Here is a 17,016-nt window from a genome sequence, read left to right as displayed (position 1 = left end):
GTCAGCGGCGGCCGAACAGGGTCCACACGATCTCGGCGCCCGGGCGGCGGGCCACCCACCGCAGGCCGTGGCCGTCGACCCCGGGCGCGTTTGTCACGGCGAGGTCGGCGCCGCCTGCCGCGAGGATCTCGGCGGCGTGCTGGGTGGAGTCGGCGTCGACCCACCGGACCTCCCGGTCCCGCAGGCCCGGTGGCGCGAGGTCGGTGAAGATCCGCCGCACCTCCCAGAGGGCTGCCACGGCGAGCTGGCCACCGGACAGGTCCGGCTCGCGGGCCGGGTGGGCCGCGATGCCGTACTCCGGGGTGGCCTGCGCGAAGTAGGCCTCCAACCGCAGGTCGCGGTGCCAGTGGAAGCGGGTGAGCCCCTGATAGGCGCTCGGCACGAGGGCCTGGTCGACCCGCCGGTCCACGAGCGCCGCGAGCACCGCGTCGAAGGTGTCGGACAACTCGACGCGCAGCCCGTGCCGCTCGGCGAGGAACACGGCGGTCAGGTGGCTGGACGTTCCGGGCGGGCCGAGCGTGGCCAGCGTGGTGCCGGGCCGGCTCGCCCAGCCGTCCACCACGCTGCGCCAGCGCCGCCCGTACGCCTCGGCGAGCGGCCCGGGCAGCGCCGGCACCCGCTCGTCGGCGACGGTCTCAGGTGGTGTAGCCACGGTTGCCCGCCATCCGCTGCGCCACCTGGGTCTCGTGGTCGGCCTCGACCCGTCGGTCGACGATCCGGGCGGCCTTCCAGCTCACGAAGGCGCCGGTGCTGACGATCGGGTCGAGCCCGTCGGTCAGCTCCACCTCGACGGGTACGCCGAGCGCGGCGGCGGCCCGCTCCCGGACGCCGTCGCTCACCCCGGCGGGGTCGTCGACAAGTTCCTTGAGCAGTTCCAGGCGGACGGTCAGCCGGTCACCGCCGACGGCCGGGTCGTGGTCGATCACCACCTGGTAGCCGCCCGAGCCGGTGACCCCGGAGAGGACCGCCATCTCGATCTGGCCGGCGGTGAAGCGCCGCCCGCCCAGCTCGATGCGGTCCAGGGTGCGGCCGACGATCTGTACGAGGTCGCCGGCCATCTCGCAGTCGCAGTCGGACGCCTCGACGATCACCGCGTCGCCGGTACGGTAGCGAACGAGCGGCTTCATCCCGTCGACAAGCATGGTGACGGTGAGTTCCCCGCTGCCGCGCGGGCCGTGCGACGCGCCCGTCTCCGGGTCCACCACCTCGATCAGGTAGTTGGTCTGGGAGAGGTGCATCCGCTTGTTGCGGCAGGCGGTGGCGATGACGAACGCCTCCTGCGAGCCGTACAGGATGTTGTAGACGTCCGCGCCCCAGACGGACTCCAGGTTGCGGGCCAGCGCCGGGGTACACATCTCGCCGGTGACGAAGAGCAGCTTGACGGAGAAGTCCTCGCGCAGCCGATAGCCGTAGTGCTCGGCCGCCTTGGCGAGCATCATGGCCACGCCCGGCGTGCAGCAGACGACCTCCAGCTCCAGGTCCTTCATGAGCTGCAATGCCTTGGCGAAGCCGATCACCGGCGAGTACGGCCAGATCTTCGCGTTGAGCGAGCCGACGTTGCGGGCGATGTCACCGAGGGTGTCGCCGAACGAGTGCACCTCGGTCGGACCCATCAGCCCGATCCGCGGCGCGTGGTCGCCGAAGTGGTGACGGAAGATCGACGCCCAGGACTCGGTGACGTGGGCGTTGCTGGCCACCACCTCCCGGCCGTCGCGCGGGCACGGGGTCGCGCGGCCCGTCGTGCCCGTCGTCTCGTAGAAGAAGACCCCGTCGGCCAGCGGCCGGCTGAGCACGTCGAGCATCTCCTCGCGCAGGTGCGTCTTCGTCGTGAAGGGCAGCCGGTCGAGGGTCGCCGGGGTGATCGTGGCGAGGTCGACGTCGGCCAGGTGTCGGGCGTAGAACGGCGAGCCGGTACTCACCTGGTCGAGCACCGTGCGCAGTTGGCGTTCCCGCCAGGCGTCCAGGTCGGCGGGAGTGAGGGTGCGGTCGTAGAAGGACTTGTGCAGGGCCAGGTAGTCGACGGCGAAGTCAGCCGCCGGTCCGGTGGTCGGAAGCCACATGGTCGGGATCCTCTCCAGGGTGCGCCGCTGCGGTGCGAATCGGTGGGCGGGCGGTGCCGCGACGTCAGTGCAGGCCGCCGTTGACGTCCAGCACCGTGGCGGTGACGTAGCTGCTGGCCGGGTCGGCGAGCCAGGCGACGGCCGCGGCGATCTCGGCAGGTGTGCCGAACCGGCCGACGGGGATCCGGGCCCGGTAGTCGTCTCGACGCGGTGCCGGGATCCGGGCGGCCATCGGCGTCTCGACCAGGCCGGGAGCGACCGCGTTGACCCGGATCCGGTGCTCGGCGAGCGCCCGGCCGAGGCTGTGGGTGAGCGCGATGCACGCGCCCTTCGACGCCCCGTACGCCGCGTCCGGGCTGCCGGACTGGCCGCTGATCGAGGCGACGTTCACCACCGTGCCCGGCCGATCGGCGCTGATCAGGGCGCGGGCGAACGCCTGCGTGCAGAAGAAGGCCGCGCCCACGTTGACGTCGAACACCTGCGCGTACGTCTTCGGGTCGTAGTCGAGGAACGCTCGGGCGTGGTAGACGCCTGCGTTGTTCACCAGCACCGTGGGCAGCCCGTACCGCTCGCGGACGCCCGCGAAGAGCTGCTCCACCTGCTCCGGCACGGCCACGTCGGCGACGAGCGAGGCGTACGCCGTCGGATCCCCGGCCGGGTCGACGTCCACGCCGAGCACCCGGTGCCCGGACGCGGTCAGGGCCGCCGTCACCGCACGCCCGATGCCGCCCGCCGCGCCTGTCACCACGGCGAGGGGCGCCGACCGGTCGGTCATGACGCTCCCGCCGTCAGCGCCGCCGACGCGCCGCGCAGGAAGTTGTCGAACAGCCGCAGCCCGTCCTCGGTGAGCACACTCTCCGGGTGGAACTGCACCCCCTCGACCGCGAGGGCCCGGTGTCGTACCCCCATCACGTAGCCGTCGTCGGACGACCGCGCGGTGACGTGCAGGGCCAGTGGCGCCGGGTCCGCGACGATGAGCGAGTGGTAGCGGGTCACGGTGAGCGGGGCTGGCGCGCCGTCGAAGACCCCCCGACCGTCGTGCGTGACGACGCTTGTCTTGCCGTGCATCAGGTGCTTGGCGACCGCGATCGTCCCGCCGTAGGCGAGACCGATGGCCTGGTGGCCGAGGCAGACGCCGAGCAGCGGGACCTGGCCGGCGAAGGCGCGCACCAGCTCCACGTGCCCGGACTCGGCGGGATGACCCGGCCCCGGGCCGAGCACCACCGCGTCCGGCCGCAGGGCCGCGAGCTCGTCGCTGGTCCGCGTCCGGGAGCGGACCACAGTGGTCCGCGCGCCGAGCGTCCGCAGGTACTGGTCGATGATGTGGGTGAAGCTGTCGTACGCGTCGACGAGCAGGACCTTCACGACAGCAGCTCCGCACCGGTGAGAGCCCAGTAGGTGGCGCTCATCTTGGCCAGCGTCTCCCGCCACTCGTCACCGGGTGTGGAGTCGGCCACCACACCGGCGGACGCCTGGGTGCGGTAGCGGCGGCCGTCGTGCACGGCGGTGCGGATGCAGAGCGCGAGGACCGCGTACCCGCGGACGTCCACCAGCCCGACGGCGCCCGCGTAGACGCCCCGGGGCTCGTCCTCCAGGCCGTCGATGATCTCCATCGCCCGCAGCTTCGGCGCGCCGGTCATGGTGCCGGCCGGGAAGGTGGCGCAGATCGCCGCCCACACGTCGGCGTCGTCGGCGAGCTGGCCGGAGACTGTGGAGACCAGGTGGTGCACGTACGCGAACGGCTCGACGTCGAACATGGCGTCGACACTGAGGGTGCCGGGCACGCAGACCCGGCCGATGTCGTTGCGGCACAGGTCGACGAGCATGACGTGCTCGGCGCGTTCCTTCTCGCTGGCCGCCAGCTCGGCCACCCGCCGACGGTCGGTCTCCGGATCGGCGGCCCGGGGCGCGGTTCCGGCGATCGGCCGCATCAACAGCCGGCCCTGTTCGATGCGCAGGAACAGTTCCGGGCTGGCCCCGATGACGGTCCGGCCGGCCCACGGGGTCAGGTACATGTACGGCGACGGGTTGCGGTGGCGCAGCCGCCGGTAGACCTCCAGCGGCGTGAGCGTGGTCTCCACGTCGATCCGGTGGCCGATCTGGATCTGGTAGCTGTCCCCGACCTCGATGTGGCGCAGGCACTGCTTCACCCGGGCGGCGAACGTCTCCTCGTCGACGGTGTCCCGGACGAGGCTGGGCGGCGGGGCGGCCGGGATCTCCGGATCAGTGACCGGCAACTCCGGCAGCCTGAGCGCACCGTCCTCCGTTGGCAGGTGCGGGCCGCTGGCGGAGAGCTGGCGCACCGTGCCGGCCCGCAGATCCCACCAGACGGTGTGCCGGAACAGCGCGAGGGTGCAGCGGGGGATGTCGTCGACCACCCGGTCGACGGAGAGCTCGTCCATGTCCCGCGCGGCCTCGTACGCGAGGGTGGTGAGGAACCCGAAGGCGAAGCTGTCGGCGGGGACTGTGGTGCGTACCGCGAACGCCCGCTGCACGGCCCGGACGGCGGCCCAGACCTCGGGTGGCCCGGCGACCGGCCAGACCCGCTGGGTGCCGAGGTGCCGGACCGGCTCGCCCAGGACGGCGGTCAGGACGGCGGCCAGGGCGTCGCCGAGCGCGCCGTCGGCGGTCACCTCCAGCCGGTCGGCGATGAACCGCACCTCGGCGAGAAGGCCCCAGCCGACGGCTGCGGCATAACGGTCCTGAGCGGGACCGTCCAGACTTTCGAAGAGATACAGATCGTTGTCAGCGCAACTTTCCGCGAGTGCCGTATAGAGCGACAATGGATCGACCGACGGCAGTGTGAGAGATGTCACCTCGATGGGAATTGAGTCGGCCAATGGTGTACGGGTGGCCGCCACCGAATGCGACCTGATGGGCCACGTGACGAGCTCGGTTGACAATAGGGACACTTGCGGAACCCCCTCTGAACAGCCCGATTTCCGCGCCATCGTTGGCGCGGACCCCGCCGACGACGCGGCAGGTCGGACCCTTCCCCCCAGACGAAGGACTCGCACGACCACGCTGACACCGGCAGTGGAGACGTCCGCATTGGACATTCTCGGAACGTACGCCCTGATTCGCCGGTCAGTGAGTGGTTGCGCGCCCGGCCAACACTTTCCACAGGCACGGATCATGCTGTCCATACCACTTCGACTATCTCGGAGCGGACCACTTGTCCCTGAATCTAAGCCTGTCAATTGACGCTCAATCACGTGAAACGCTTGCGGTGCAGCTCCGTAACGCATTCCGTACGCAGATCGAGGAGGGGGCGCTGCGTCCCGGCACCCGCGTGCCGTCGAGCCGGCAGCTCGCCGCCGATCTCGGGGTGTCCCGCAGTGTGGTCGTCGAGGCGTACGAACAGCTCTGCGCCGAGGGCTACCTCGTCTCCCAGCACGGCTCGGGCACGTCCGTGGCCGCCGCGGCACGTACCGATGTCGGCTCCGCGCTCACCCCTGACGACCGCACGCCCGCCGCACCCGTCTGCGACCTGCGCACCGGCGGCCTGCACGACTCCACCTTCCCCCGCCAGGACTGGATCCGAGCGGTGAGCGCGGTGGTCACCTCGGCCGGCCGCCGCGAGCTGGGCTACGCCCCACCGTCGGGCCTGCCGGTCGTCCGGCACACCCTCGCCGGCTACCTCGGCCGGGTACGTGGCGTACGTACCCGACCCGAACACCTCATGATCACTTCAGGTTTCGCGCAGGGGCTCGCGCTGCTCTGCCGAGAGCTCCGCGACCGGGGCCACGACACCCTGGGGGTGGAGGACCCGGGGCACCCTGGCGAGTGGGAGTTCGTCGCCGAGGCCGGACTGCGTCCGGTGGGCATCCCGGTTGACGGCGACGGCATCCGGGTCGACGCGCTGGCCGCGAGCGGGGTCCGCGCCGCGCTCGTCACCCCGGCGAGCCAGTTCCCGACCGGAGCCACGCTCAGCGCACAGCGCCGGGCGCACCTCGTCGCCTGGGCCGAGGAGGTGGACGGCTACCTCATCGAGGACGACTTCGACGCCGCCCTCGTCGGCCCGGCGCAGCGGATGCCGGCGCTACAGAGCCTCGCACCGGACCGGGTCGTCTACGCCGGCAGCGCCAGCAAGGTCCTCGCCCCGGCGCTGCGCCTCGGCTGGCTGGCCACACCACCCGACCTCACCGCGGGCGTGGAGCGGGTCCGCGCCGGCTGGGACATCGGCTGCTCCGGACTGGAGCAACTCGCCTTCGCCCGGCTGATCGACACCGGCGCCTTCGACAGGCACCTGCGCCGCCTCGGCGCCGACGTCCAGAAACGCCGTCAGGCGGTTCAGCAGTTCGTCGCCCGCCACCTGCCCGACGTCAGCGTCCTCGGCCAGCACGGCGGGCTCCAGGCGTACCTGGTGCTGCCCGCGCGGTGCGCCGAGGAGCCGTTGGTGCAGGCGGCCCGCCGTCGGTCGGTACTGGTCCGCGGTGGCCGCTTCTACGCCCTGCGCGCGGACGACAGGCCGCCGGCGCTGGTCGTCGGCTACTCCGGGGTACGCGGCCCCGAGCTGGTCCGGGGCCTGAGCGGGATCGCGGCGGCGTACCGGGAGACGACCGGCCGCGGTGGTTGATCAGTCGTCGCGCCCGGCCGGGGTCGGCTCGCGCACCATGAACACGTCGATCGGATCCTCGGTCTCGACGGTGAAGCCGTGCCGCTCGTAGAACCGCCGTGCCGGGCTGCCCCGCAGCACCACGGCCCGCAGCTCGGCCACGGCCTCGACGTCCGCCGCCGACGCCTGCCGAACCGTCCAGTCCCCCATGATCGCCAGGCTACGCGGGGCCTGCCCGCCCGCTGGCGTCGCGTCAGCTGGTGGCCCGGACCGCCTCGATGATCGACTCGGCGACCTCTCCCGGCCGGGCCACCGTCATCGCATGCGAGCCGCCGACGACCTCGCGCTGGCCGCGCGGGGCGGCCCGCTCGGCCATGAACCGGTGCGCGGCCGCCGGGATGTTCTTGTCGGCGTCGCCGAAGACGAACCAGCTCGGCAGGGATCGCCAGGCAGGGTCGCCGGTGAGCCCGTCGCCCAGGGCCTGCTCGGTGATCGGCCGCTGGGTCCGGGCCATCAGCGCGGCGACGTCGGCCGACGAGTCCGCGGCGAACTGCCCGTGATAGGCGTCCTGGCCGATCGCCATCTCGTTGCCGCCGGACGACAGCGGATACTGCACCAGGGTGTCGGCGAGCGTGCTGCCGGGGAACTTCCCGGACAGCGACAACCCCGACTCACCGGTGTCCGGGGCGAAGGCGTTGACGTACACGAGGGCCCGCACCGAGGTCTCGCCCGCCGCGGCCTGCGTGATGACCATGCCGCCGTAGGAATGACCGACGAGAACGACGGGGCCGCCGGTCCCGCGAGCCACATCCCGCACGTACGCGGCGTCGCCCGCGACACTGCGCAGTGGGTTGGCGGCGGCCACCACGTTGTACGCGGCGCCCAACCGCTCGATCACGCCGTTCCAACTCGACGAGTCGGCGAACGCGCCGTGCACGAGGACGATGGTGGGCTCCGGATCGGGCATGACACGCACTCCCTTGCTCCGTGACAGTGTTCATCCGCCGGCCGCGCCGACGGGGCTGATTACCCGTTCCGTGGCCGCGAAACGTCAGGTCCCACCGCGGGCGCCCCTCGGCGTCCGGAACATCTTGACACTCGTCGATGTTAGCGCCAACACTTAGGGCCGTTACCTGGGCGCAACGCCCTCGTCATAATCCCGACCCGCGGGCGCTGCTTCCCAGCGGGTGCCGCGGGTCGATCGCCGCTCCCGCGGCCGGTCGACTCTCGCGCACAGACGTCACGGAGGACAGATGCCGCTGCGACTCCACCGCACCGAGGCGGCCACCCGTCGACCCGCCGGCGCCTGGCGTACCGGTCGCGGAGGCTCCCGAGGCCCACGAGCGGCCCTGGCGGCGGCGCTGATGGTGTTCGCCGTGGCGGCGGGCCTGCCGATGGCCGGGCCCGCGCAGGCCGCGCCCGCCGTCACCTACAGCAACCCGCTGGCGAACCAGCGGGCCGACCCGCACATCTTCCGGCACACCGACGGCTACTACTACCTGACCGCGACAGTGCCGCAGTACGACCGGATCGTGCTGCGTCGGGCGACCACCCTGCAGGGGTTGGCGACGGCGGCGGAGACGACGATCTGGACCCGGCACACCAGCGGAGAGATGGGCGCCCACATCTGGGCGCCGGAGATCCACTTCATAAACAACAGGTGGTACGTCTACTTCGCGGCGGGCCGGACCGACGACGTGTGGCGCATCCGGATGTACGTGCTGGAGAACGCCAACGCCAACCCGCTTACCGGTTCCTGGACCGAACGTGGCCGGATCACGACACCCTGGGACACCTTCAGCCTGGACGCCTCGACCTTCGTGGCCAACGGGGTGCGCTACCTGACCTGGGCGCAGCAGGAGCCGGGCATCTCCACCAACTCGAACGTCTACCTCGCCCGGATGGGTGCCAACCCGTGGCAGATCACCGGCACGGTGACCCGGCTCGTCGTGCCGACGTACGACTGGGAGACCCGCGGCTACCGGGTCGCCGAGGGGCCCGCCGTGATCCAGCGCGGGGGCCGTCTCTTCCTGACCTACTCGGCCAGCGCGACGGACGCCAACTACTGCCTCGGGATGTTGAGCGCCTCCGCCAACGCGAACCTGCTCGACGCCGCCGCCTGGAGCAAGAGCCCCAACCCGGTGTTCACCACCAACGCGGCCACCGGCCAGTACGGCCCCGGCCACAACTCGTTCACCGTCTCCGAGGACGGGCAGAGCGACATCCTCGTCTACCACGACCGCAACTACCGCGACATCAGCGGTGACCCGCTCAACGACCCGAACCGGCGGACCAGGCTGCAGAAGCTGTACTGGAACGCCGACGGCAGCCCCAACTTCGGCATCCCGGTGCCCGACGGGGCAACCCCGGTCCGACTGCGGTCGCACGACCTGGCCACCAGCTACATCCGGCACTACGACTACCGGGCCCGGGTCGAGCCGAACGTCGCCAACCTCGCCGACTCCCAGTTCCGCATCGTCGGCGGCCTCGCCGGCGCAGGATCGGTGTCGCTGGAGTCGACGAACTTCCCGGGCTACTACCTGCGTCACTACGGCTTCGCCCTGTCGATCGCGCGCAACGACGGCTCGTCGGTCTTCTCCAGCGACGCGAGCTTCCAGCGCCGAGCGGGCCTGGCCGACAGCACGGGGCTCTCCCTGGAGTCGCAGAACTATCCGGGCCGGTACGTGCGCCACCGCGACGGTCTGCTCTATCTGGAAGCGGTCGGTACGAGCGTCGAGCGTGCCTCCGCCACCTTCCACCTGGAATAGCCGCCCATCGCGGACCGGCACGTGGTCGGTCCGTCCCCTACCCCGACACCGTCGGCCGCCGGTCATCGCGACCCGCCGACGCCGATTGGAGCACCCGATGACCTGGCGACCCACCATTGCCGTACTGGCCGGTCTGTGTCTCGCGACCGCCGCCGCCCCGCTGCCCGCCGGTGCCGCCGCCGGTCCTGTGAGCGCTCACACCACGGCCGCCGCCGCGCTCGCCGGCCCGCCCGGCACACCGCCCGGCGCCTGCCCGACGGGAGCCGTTTACGGCTCGCCGCTGCCGTCGGGCTCCCTGACCGCGACGAAGATCCGGAGTGGATTCAACTTCCTCGAAGGGCCCGTCTGGGTCGCCGACGGTGGCTACCTGCTCTTCTCCGACATGGCCAACGGCACCGGGCCCTACAACGTCCAGCCGTCCACGATCCGCCGGTTCACCCCGCCGTCGACCTTCGACACGTTCATCGCCAACGCCGGCAGCAACGGTCTGGCGCTCAGCGCCGACGGCCAGCAGATCATCGCGGCGACCCACGACCAGCGGAGCGTGTCCGCGTACCGGTTGAGCGACCGCAGCCGCAGCACCGTCGCGGCGAACTACCAGGGCCGGGCGTTCAACTCGCCCAACGACGTCGCGGTCCGATCCGATGGCGTCACCTACTTCACCGACCCCAACTTCCAGCGCGGCAACCGACCGGACCAGATGAACGGGCGTACCAGCGTCTTCCGGGTCTCCAACGGCCAGGTATCCCTTGTGGACAACCAGCTGCGCCAGCCCAACGGCATCGCGCTCTCGCCGGACGGCGCCACGCTGTACGTGGGCGCCTACTCCGAGAACAAGATCTACAAGTACGTCGTCCAGCCCGACGGCAGCATCGGCGCGCGCAGCGTCTTCGTGAACTACATCGGCGGTCCGGACGGTGTGACGATCGACTGCGCCGGCAACGTGTACTGGGCCGCGGGCGGGGACTCCCTGGTCCACGTCTACTCCCCCACGGGCGCCCAGCTCGGCACGATCCGGCCCGGCTTCTCCGGTACGACGAACGTGGCCTTCGGCGGGCCCGACCGGCAGACGCTCTACATCACCTCGGGTCCGTGGGGCGACTCCGGCCTGTACAGCGTGCGGCTCAACGTCCCGGGCTATCCGTACTGAGGACATCAGCCAGACAGGGTGACGAGGAATCGCCTGGCGCGGGCGGTGGGCGCAGCCGGGCGCGACGGTGACAGTCGGTCACCTCCGTGGGGGCGGACGAGGCCGTGAGCGGTATACCTCAGAGTCATATTCATACCTCTGAGGTATACCGCTCACCAGCACATCGCCACGGCTCAGGCCGCAACGCGACGGCTGGGAGCCATTCTTCGCCACGTCACCGGGCCGGACCGGTCTCCCAGACCGGCCGCTGGGGGTCGTCGTTGCGTACGATGATGTCGACGTTCTCGGTCGGACGGACCATCGCGTTGTAGAGCTGCTGCGCGGGGATGTAGCGCTCACGCCAGCGCCGTTCGACCTCGACCCGGGACGGCACCCGACGCTCGCGGAGGACGGCACGATCCACTGTCGCGTCGAGCGCGGTCGACACGAAGACACGCAGGTCCCACCGATCGATCAGCTCCGGGCGCATGAGGAAGACGCCGTCGAAGAGCAGCACCGCGTCGGCCGGGGCGGTCGTGACCGGCGGGGACACCACGGCGTCCGCGGTGTGGTCGTAGACGGCGGGTTGGAAGCGTCGGTCTCCGCCCGGGCCGAGCGGGTCCAGCAGAACCCGATTCAGCGACCCGTGGTCGTGGGCGTCGAAGTAGCAGCCTTCGGCCGAGTACTCGCCGCGCGGATAGCGCTGCGCCCGGGGGAAGAGGAAGTCGTCGATCGTGGCACGGATGACGTGACGGCCCAGGTCGCGCAGGATGCCGGCCAGTTCGTCGGCGAGTGTGGTCTTGCCGGCGGCGGGTGGTCCGTCGATGGCGACCCGCGTCGGGTGTGCGACGGCGACGGCTCCGACCGCGCCGGCCAGGCGGCCGAGCATCTCGCCCCGGGTGCCATGTGCCATGCCACCCCGCTCATCCGCGCTGCGCACCGGAGTGAGTTTAGACTCACGTTCCGTGCCGATGTCTGGAGAAGCCCGCCGATGAGAGGCCGCTACGACAACCTCACGCGGATCCGCACACTGGACCCGCAGCGCGACTACCTGGACATCTACCAGACCATGCTGCGCCACGAGTTCCCGTGGGACATGAAGCTCGGGCTCAACCTCGCCTTCAACAGGTCCTTCTCCATCCCCGCCATCGCCGCCGTGCACACCGCCACCGGCGAGCTGACCGACCGCACGCAGAAGCGTATCGACGACACCGGCCTGCTGATGTACGAGATGGTGCTCAACGGCTTCGACAAACCCCGTGGCCGCGACGCGCTGCGGCGCGTCAACCAGATCCACCGCCCGTACGACATCGGCAACGACGACTTCCGCTACGTCCTCGGCTGCCTGGTGGTGATCCCGATGCGGTGGTTGCAGACGTACGGCTGGCGTCCGCCCTGCTGCCACGAGCGGCAGGCGACGTACCTGTTCTACCGGGAGCTCGGCCGACGGATGGGCATCACTGACATCCCCGGGTCGTACGCCGAGTTCGAGACCTGGTTCGACGCCCACGACGCGGCGCACCTCCAACCCAACGACGAGGCGGCGGCCATCGAGCGGGCCACCCGCATGCTGATGCTCACCCGGCTCCCCCGGCTGCTCTCGCCCCTGGGAAACGCGCTGGTCAGCGCCATGTACGACGCGCCGCTGCGACGCGCGACGCGGGTCGACACGCCGCCGTGGCCGGTCCGGGCCGGCCTGCACGCGGCGCTGAGGACGCGCTCGCGGCTGCAACGGTGGTGCGGATCGCCGCGCATGACCCCGCTGTTCGCCGAGGGCATCAGCGCCAGGAGCTACCCCGACGGGTACGAGATCAGCCAACTAGGCCCGCACCACGATCGCGCCCCCGAATAGCGGGCAACGGTAGACCGATGCGAGCGCCTTCCGCCGAGACCGAGACCGTCATCCCTGGAAGAAGCCGCCACCGCAGCAGGCCACGATGTAGACCAGGACGGAGACCACGATCCAGACCACGTCGGCGCTCTGGTTGCCGGCGGCCTGCCGCGCGGTCCACGGGGGGACGACAGGCGGCACCTGTGGTGCGCCTCCGGTCGACCTCGACGGCCCCGGGAGGGCGGACGCTCCAGGGGCGTACGCCGAGGGCGGCCACGCCGGCCAGTACTCCCGGTTGGCGGCCTTGAGCAGCAGGTAGAGGACCGTGCAGACCAGCCACCCGTACTGGAGGGCGGTGTCGGCACGCTGTCGCGCGGGGAGCGCGATCAGGGCGAGCCCGACGGTGAGCGCTGCGGCGAGGGCGGCCACCCGGGCCGTCCAGGGGTGCCGGACGAACAGGGCCAGCAGGAGCAGCGGAACGAGCAGGATGGCGATGCGGGCCACCGGGGTGCCGGAGCCGCCGAGCTGGAGATCGCCGGCTTCGCCGAGTCGGTTCAGGAAACCGTCCGCCCCGAGGCCGACGAGGACCGTCACCAGGCTGACCGCCGCGATCAGCATCTTCACCTGGAGCAGGCGACGGCGGGTGCGACGTTCGTCGCCGGGGTGCCGGTAGCCGCCCGGGCCGTACCGTCGCCGCCGCACCAGTTCGTCGACACTGGCGACGATGACGACGAACAGCTGGGCGTACAGGAAGCTCCACAGCGAGACCACCCAGCCGTACCCGCCGTCGTGGCCGCTGCCGGCGTAGGTGACGCCGATCAGGGCGCTGGCCACCACCGTGGACGCGAAGCCGAGCGGCCAGGCCACCGGAGGTACGCCGGCGATGCCGCGGTTGCCGACGATCAGCAGCAGCAGGAGTGGGGGCAGGCCGACGAAGGCTACCGACGACCACTGCACGGCCAGCGAGGCCGTGCCGTTCGAGTCGAACCGGGTCAGCCAGGTGAAGGCGGCCGTCGCCGTCAGCCAGCCGAGGACCGCGATCAGCAGCGCGAGCCAGGGGACGCGTCGTCGGAGCAGATCGAAGGCACGCTCGATGCTGCCGAAGATCAGATCCATCTGACGCCCCGTCGACCGTCCCGCCCGTGCCTAGCCGAGCACAGTAAAGCAGCCGCGGGTGGGAACGGTTGACCCGCCGAAGGCGGGCGGTGGCGCCCTCGGATCGGGTTCCGTGTTCGTCCCAGGGTCTGAAATCCTATTTACCCAGTAGGAATAGTTGGTTAGCGTGAGAGCCGTGATCAGCCAGCTGAATCCCCTCGACGGCACCGCGGTGGCGGTGTCCCGGGGATGTTGCCGTGGCTGGACCACCGCGCGCGGCTGCTGCCGCTGACCACGCGTTCCTGACTTCTCCCTGTCGCCACGCCGTCGCCTCGACGACGAGCCGCAGCGTGTCCGCGACCCCATCAACGGCCGCTCGACGCCGCGCCGGGTCCCCGCCTGCCCGGGGACGGCGCGCGCCCTGGTCGTTCCCGCCCAGGAGGACCGTCATGACCGTCACCGCCGAACCAGCCACCACCATCGATCCGGACACCTTCCGTACCCTGCTGCGCCGGCAGGCCGCATCGGTCACGGTGATCACCGCTGCGGGAGACCCGCCGGTCGGGTTTACCGCCACGTCGTTCACGTCGGTGTCCCTGCGCCCGCCACTTGTGTCGTTCTGCCTCGCCCGGTCGTCGTCGAGTTGGCCCACCGTCGCGGGCGCGGAGCACGTCGCGGTGCACCTGCTCGGCGCCGGCCAGCAGGAGGTCGCGCGCACGTTCGCCACCAGCGGCATCGACCGCTTCGCCGCGCACTCCGGCTGGCGGCCCGGCCCGTACGGGGTGCCACTGCTCGACCAGCCGGTCGCCTGGCTGCTGTGCCGGGTGACCGAGCGGGTGCTCGCCGGGGACCACGCGATCGTGCTGGCCGAACCGGTGACCAGTGGTCACGGCGACGGCGCCCCGCTGCTCTACCACATGGGGCGGTACGCCGCCCTGCAACCGTCCACGAAGGAGTCGTAAGTGAAGTCGTCACGCCATGTCGATCGCCGCGCGTTCCTGTCGGCCACCCTCGGCGCCGTCGCGCTGGGCCTGACCGCCTGCGCCGGCGAGGAGACGCCGAAGGCCGCGCTGGCCGCCGGCGCGCCGCTACCGGAATCCGTGCCGAAGGGCACGAAGCTGGTCGTGGGCGACAAGGAACACCAGAAGGCACTGGAGTTCTCCGGCGAGGTGGAGAAGTTCACGTTCCAGGTGGAGTTCGCCAACATCAGCGGCGGTCCGCAGACCCTGGAGGCGTTCCGTGCGAAGGCCCTGGACATCGGGGCCGTCGCGGACATCCCACCGATCCACTCCCACTGGACCGGCATACCCACGAAGATCGTCGCCTCCAAGTTTCGCCAGGACCCGCTGAACCACGCCATCTACCGGCTGGGCGTCGCCCCCGGGGTCGCCGTCACCACGCTCGCCGACATCCGCGGCAAGAAGATCGCGTACAGCCCCGGGCAGGCGCAGGGCGCGCTGGTGCTGCGGGTCCTGCACCAGGCCGGGTTGAGCAAGCGGGACGTCAAGCTCGTCGAGCTGCCCAGCACCGACGACACATACGCGACGGCGCTCGCCAGCCGCCAGGTCGAGGTCGCGCCCCTCGGCGGTGTGCAGATCCGGCGGTACGCGGCGAAGTACACCCGCGACGGCGCCACCACGATCCCGCACGGCCTGCGCGACGACCCCGGTCACCTGTATGCACCTGTCACCGTGCTCGCCGACCCGGCGAAGGCCGCCGCGATCCGGGAGTACGTGGGGGCGTGGGCACGGGCCTGGCGGTGGCGGGAGGCCAACCCGGACGAGTGGATCGAGCGGTACTACGTCAAGGACCAGGGCCTCACCGCCGACGACGGCAGGTGGTTGGTGGAGAACGCTGGCGTGGCCGACATCCCGACGACCTGGACCGAGGCCGTCGCCCGGCACCAGGAGACGATCGACCTGCTGGCGAAGGAGACAGGCAACAAGCCACTGCGGGCCGGGGACCTGTACGACAGGCGGTACGAGTCCGTCGCCGCCGAGGCGCTCGCCCCCGGAGGCGCCCGATGACCGCCTCCCTGCTCACCCGACCCCACACCACGACGGCCACCCCCACGCGCAAGCCGAGGCGCCGGCTCAGGCCGGGCCGCCCCATTCCGTTCGGGGCGGCGCTCGGCCCGCTGCTGTTGCTGGCCGGATGGACGGCCGGCTCGGCGACCGGCTGGCTCGACCCGCGTACCTTCTCGGCCCCGTGGACCGTGGTGACGACTGCCGGTGACCTCATCGCGGACGGCCGCCTGCAGGACAACCTCGCCGTGTCGGCCCAGCGGGCCGTGCTCGGCCTGGTCTTCGGCACCGTGATCGGCACGCTGCTGGCCCTGGTCGCGGGTCTGAGCAGGTGGGGTGAGGCGATCCTCGACGGCCCGATCCAGATCAAGCGGGCCATCCCGGCCCTCGCGCTGGTGCCGCTGCTCATCCTCTGGCTCGGCATCGGTGAGCAGATGAAGGTCACCACGATCATGCTCGGCGTGCTGGTGCCCGTCTACATCCACACCCACAACGGGCTGCGCAGCATCGACAGCCGCTACGTCGAGCTGGGCGACTCGCTGCGCCTGTCGCGGGCCGTCTTCCTGCGCCGCATCGTGTTGCCCGGCGCGCTCCCCGGCTTCCTGCTCGGCATGCGGTTCGCGGTCGTGGGCGCCTGGTTGGCCCTCGTGGTGGTCGAGCAGATCAACTCGACAAGCGGCATCGGCTACATGATGGACCTGGCCCGCCAGTACGGCCAGACCGACGTGATCATCGTCGGGCTCGTCCTGTACGGGCTGCTCGGGCTGCTGTCCGACGGTCTCGTCCGACTCGTGCAGAGGAGGACGCTGTCGTGGCGACGCACGCTGGCGGACTGACCGGGACCCGTCCGGTACGGGTGCAGGGGCTGGTCCGGGGCTTCGGCGACCGGACCGTGCTGAACGACCTCGACGTGGAGATCGGCGCCGGGGAGTTCGTGGCGCTGCTGGGGCGCAGCGGCTCGGGCAAGAGCACGCTGCTGCGGGCCCTCGCCGGCCTGGACGACGACCGGACCGGTGCGGGTGTCGTCGACGTACCGGAGAACTCCTCGGTCGTCTTCCAGGACGCCCGGCTGCTGCCGTGGCAGCGCGTCCTGGACAACGTCGTCCTCGGCCTGCGCGGGCCGGACGCACCCGGTCGCGGCCGCGCGGCCCTCGCCGAGGTCGGGCTCGCCGGCCGCGAACGGGCCTGGCCCAGCGAGCTCTCCGGTGGCGAGCAGCAGCGGGTGGCACTGGCCCGGGCCCTGGTGTCCGAGCCGGAGCTGCTGCTCGCCGACGAACCGTTCGGCGCGCTGGACGCGCTGACCCGGCTGCGCATGCACGGCCTGCTGCGCGAGCTGTGCACCCGACACCGGCCTGCGGTGCTGCTCGTCACGCACGACGTCGACGAGGCCGTCACGCTCGCCGACCGGGTGCTGCTGCTCGACGCGGGCCGCATCGCGATCGACCTCGCCATCGACCTGCCGACGCCGCGCTCGCACCGGCAGCCGCAGTTCCTCGCCTACCGGGAGTCCCTGTTGCGGGCGCTCGGCGTCGACCCGACGGAAGGATGACC

General features: G+C 71.4%; 17 protein-coding genes. 8 read left to right on the top strand and 9 right to left on the bottom strand.

Translation table 11 applies throughout. From position 1 onward, the window contains the following. Position 1: 1 nt before the first annotated feature. From ACLQ26_RS20575 to ACLQ26_RS20555, 5 genes are all read right to left on the bottom strand, one after another. The gene (locus ACLQ26_RS20575) at positions 2-652 is read right to left on the bottom strand and encodes a prephenate dehydratase (RefSeq protein WP_425745973.1); all 651 of its coding nucleotides are present in this window, start codon (positions 650-652) and stop codon (positions 2-4) included. Next, complete coding sequence (locus tag ACLQ26_RS20570) at positions 636-2,060, bottom strand: phenylacetate--CoA ligase family protein (protein WP_425745972.1); 1,425 nt, start codon at positions 2,058-2,060, stop codon at positions 636-638. The genes ACLQ26_RS20575 and ACLQ26_RS20570 overlap by 17 nt, the downstream gene beginning before the upstream one ends. A gap of 64 nt (positions 2,061-2,124) precedes the next feature. Beyond that, positions 2,125-2,835 (bottom strand): SDR family NAD(P)-dependent oxidoreductase, encoded by a 711-nt coding sequence (locus tag ACLQ26_RS20565; protein WP_425745971.1) that lies wholly within the window; start codon positions 2,833-2,835, stop codon positions 2,125-2,127. Beyond that, positions 2,832-3,425 (bottom strand): anthranilate synthase component II, encoded by a 594-nt coding sequence (locus ACLQ26_RS20560; RefSeq protein WP_425745970.1) that lies wholly within the window; start codon positions 3,423-3,425, stop codon positions 2,832-2,834. The genes ACLQ26_RS20565 and ACLQ26_RS20560 overlap by 4 nt, the downstream gene beginning before the upstream one ends. Continuing rightward, positions 3,422-4,720 carry an anthranilate synthase component I family protein gene (locus ACLQ26_RS20555; RefSeq protein WP_425745969.1) on the bottom strand — a complete coding sequence of 433 codons (1,299 nt, stop codon included), beginning with the start codon at positions 4,718-4,720 and terminating at the stop codon, positions 3,422-3,424. The genes ACLQ26_RS20560 and ACLQ26_RS20555 overlap by 4 nt, the downstream gene beginning before the upstream one ends. Before the next feature lie 569 nt (positions 4,721-5,289). Between ACLQ26_RS20555 and ACLQ26_RS20550 the strand changes: the two genes are divergently transcribed. Next, positions 5,290-6,639, top strand: coding sequence for a PLP-dependent aminotransferase family protein (locus ACLQ26_RS20550; RefSeq protein ID WP_425745968.1), 1,350 nt, complete (start codon positions 5,290-5,292; stop codon positions 6,637-6,639). Here ACLQ26_RS20550 and ACLQ26_RS20545 read toward each other — a convergent pair whose 3' ends face one another. Both ACLQ26_RS20545 and ACLQ26_RS20540 read right to left on the bottom strand, forming a co-directional pair. Next, positions 6,640-6,828, bottom strand: coding sequence for a hypothetical protein (locus tag ACLQ26_RS20545; RefSeq protein ID WP_425745967.1), 189 nt, complete (start codon positions 6,826-6,828; stop codon positions 6,640-6,642). A gap of 43 nt (positions 6,829-6,871) precedes the next feature. Next, on the bottom strand, positions 6,872-7,585 hold the full coding sequence (locus tag ACLQ26_RS20540; RefSeq protein WP_425745966.1) for an alpha/beta fold hydrolase: 714 nt from the start codon (positions 7,583-7,585) through the stop codon (positions 6,872-6,874). 286 nt (positions 7,586-7,871) lie between these two features. On the opposite strand from ACLQ26_RS20540, the gene ACLQ26_RS20535 reads away from it, so the two are divergent. Further along, positions 7,872-9,386 (top strand): family 43 glycosylhydrolase, encoded by a 1,515-nt coding sequence (locus ACLQ26_RS20535; protein WP_425745965.1) that lies wholly within the window; start codon positions 7,872-7,874, stop codon positions 9,384-9,386. A gap of 97 nt (positions 9,387-9,483) precedes the next feature. Next, positions 9,484-10,536, top strand: a complete 1,053-nt coding sequence (locus tag ACLQ26_RS20530) for an SMP-30/gluconolactonase/LRE family protein (RefSeq protein ID WP_425745964.1) — start codon at positions 9,484-9,486, stop codon at positions 10,534-10,536. Positions 10,537-10,750: 214 nt separating this feature from the next. Here the strand turns inward: ACLQ26_RS20530 and ACLQ26_RS20525 are convergent, their stop codons facing one another. Next, complete coding sequence (locus ACLQ26_RS20525) at positions 10,751-11,428, bottom strand: uridylate kinase (protein ID WP_425746054.1); 678 nt, start codon at positions 11,426-11,428, stop codon at positions 10,751-10,753. Between the two features lie 78 nt (positions 11,429-11,506). Here ACLQ26_RS20525 and ACLQ26_RS20520 point away from each other — a divergent pair, with 78 nt between their 5' ends. Beyond that, positions 11,507-12,367, top strand: coding sequence for an oxygenase MpaB family protein (locus ACLQ26_RS20520; protein WP_425745963.1), 861 nt, complete (start codon positions 11,507-11,509; stop codon positions 12,365-12,367). A gap of 48 nt (positions 12,368-12,415) precedes the next feature. On the opposite strand, the gene ACLQ26_RS20515 is transcribed toward ACLQ26_RS20520, so the two are convergent. Then, positions 12,416-13,462, bottom strand: a complete 1,047-nt coding sequence (locus ACLQ26_RS20515) for a hypothetical protein (RefSeq protein WP_425745962.1) — start codon at positions 13,460-13,462, stop codon at positions 12,416-12,418. A gap of 428 nt (positions 13,463-13,890) precedes the next feature. On the opposite strand from ACLQ26_RS20515, the gene ACLQ26_RS20510 reads away from it, so the two are divergent. From ACLQ26_RS20510 to ACLQ26_RS20495, 4 genes are read left to right on the top strand one after another with little or no spacing between them, the layout of a single operon-like run. After that, positions 13,891-14,403 (top strand): flavin reductase family protein, encoded by a 513-nt coding sequence (locus ACLQ26_RS20510; RefSeq protein ID WP_425745961.1) that lies wholly within the window; start codon positions 13,891-13,893, stop codon positions 14,401-14,403. Beyond that, entirely contained in the window at positions 14,404-15,468 is a 1,065-nt protein-coding gene (locus ACLQ26_RS20505) for an ABC transporter substrate-binding protein (protein WP_425745960.1), read from the top strand. It begins immediately after the preceding gene. Further along, entirely contained in the window at positions 15,465-16,301 is an 837-nt protein-coding gene (locus ACLQ26_RS20500) for an ABC transporter permease (protein WP_425745959.1), read from the top strand. Before ACLQ26_RS20505 ends, ACLQ26_RS20500 begins: the two co-directional genes overlap by 4 nt. Beyond that, entirely contained in the window at positions 16,277-17,014 is a 738-nt protein-coding gene (locus tag ACLQ26_RS20495; protein ID WP_425745958.1) for an ABC transporter ATP-binding protein, read from the top strand. The genes ACLQ26_RS20500 and ACLQ26_RS20495 overlap by 25 nt, the downstream gene beginning before the upstream one ends. The last annotated feature ends 2 nt before the right edge of the window (positions 17,015-17,016 follow it).

Origin of the sequence: Micromonospora sp. DT43 (assembly GCF_049841645.1) — a bacterium.
GTDB lineage: Bacteria > Actinomycetota > Actinomycetes > Mycobacteriales > Micromonosporaceae > Micromonospora.
The sequence above is the reverse complement of the archived record's forward strand: the minus strand, read 5'-3'. Positions and strand labels throughout refer to the sequence as shown.

Excerpts from the sequence above, each read along its gene's own strand:
- ACLQ26_RS20525 (WP_425746054.1), bottom strand. The coding sequence starts at position 11,428 with ATGGCACATGGCACCCGGGGCGAGATGCTCGGCCGCCTGGCCGGCGCG.
- ACLQ26_RS20500 (WP_425745959.1), top strand. The coding sequence starts at position 15,465 with ATGACCGCCTCCCTGCTCACCCGACCCCACACCACGACGGCCACCCCC.
- ACLQ26_RS20545 (WP_425745967.1), bottom strand. The coding sequence starts at position 6,828 with ATGGGGGACTGGACGGTTCGGCAGGCGTCGGCGGCGGACGTCGAGGCC.
- ACLQ26_RS20515 (WP_425745962.1), bottom strand. The coding sequence starts at position 13,462 with ATGGATCTGATCTTCGGCAGCATCGAGCGTGCCTTCGATCTGCTCCGA.
- ACLQ26_RS20535 (WP_425745965.1), top strand. The coding sequence starts at position 7,872 with ATGCCGCTGCGACTCCACCGCACCGAGGCGGCCACCCGTCGACCCGCC.
- ACLQ26_RS20540 (WP_425745966.1), bottom strand. The coding sequence starts at position 7,585 with ATGCCCGATCCGGAGCCCACCATCGTCCTCGTGCACGGCGCGTTCGCC.
- ACLQ26_RS20510 (WP_425745961.1), top strand. The coding sequence starts at position 13,891 with ATGACCGTCACCGCCGAACCAGCCACCACCATCGATCCGGACACCTTC.
- ACLQ26_RS20570 (WP_425745972.1), bottom strand. The coding sequence starts at position 2,060 with ATGTGGCTTCCGACCACCGGACCGGCGGCTGACTTCGCCGTCGACTAC.
- ACLQ26_RS20565 (WP_425745971.1), bottom strand. The coding sequence starts at position 2,835 with ATGACCGACCGGTCGGCGCCCCTCGCCGTGGTGACAGGCGCGGCGGGC.
- ACLQ26_RS20520 (WP_425745963.1), top strand. The coding sequence starts at position 11,507 with ATGAGAGGCCGCTACGACAACCTCACGCGGATCCGCACACTGGACCCG.
- ACLQ26_RS20530 (WP_425745964.1), top strand. The coding sequence starts at position 9,484 with ATGACCTGGCGACCCACCATTGCCGTACTGGCCGGTCTGTGTCTCGCG.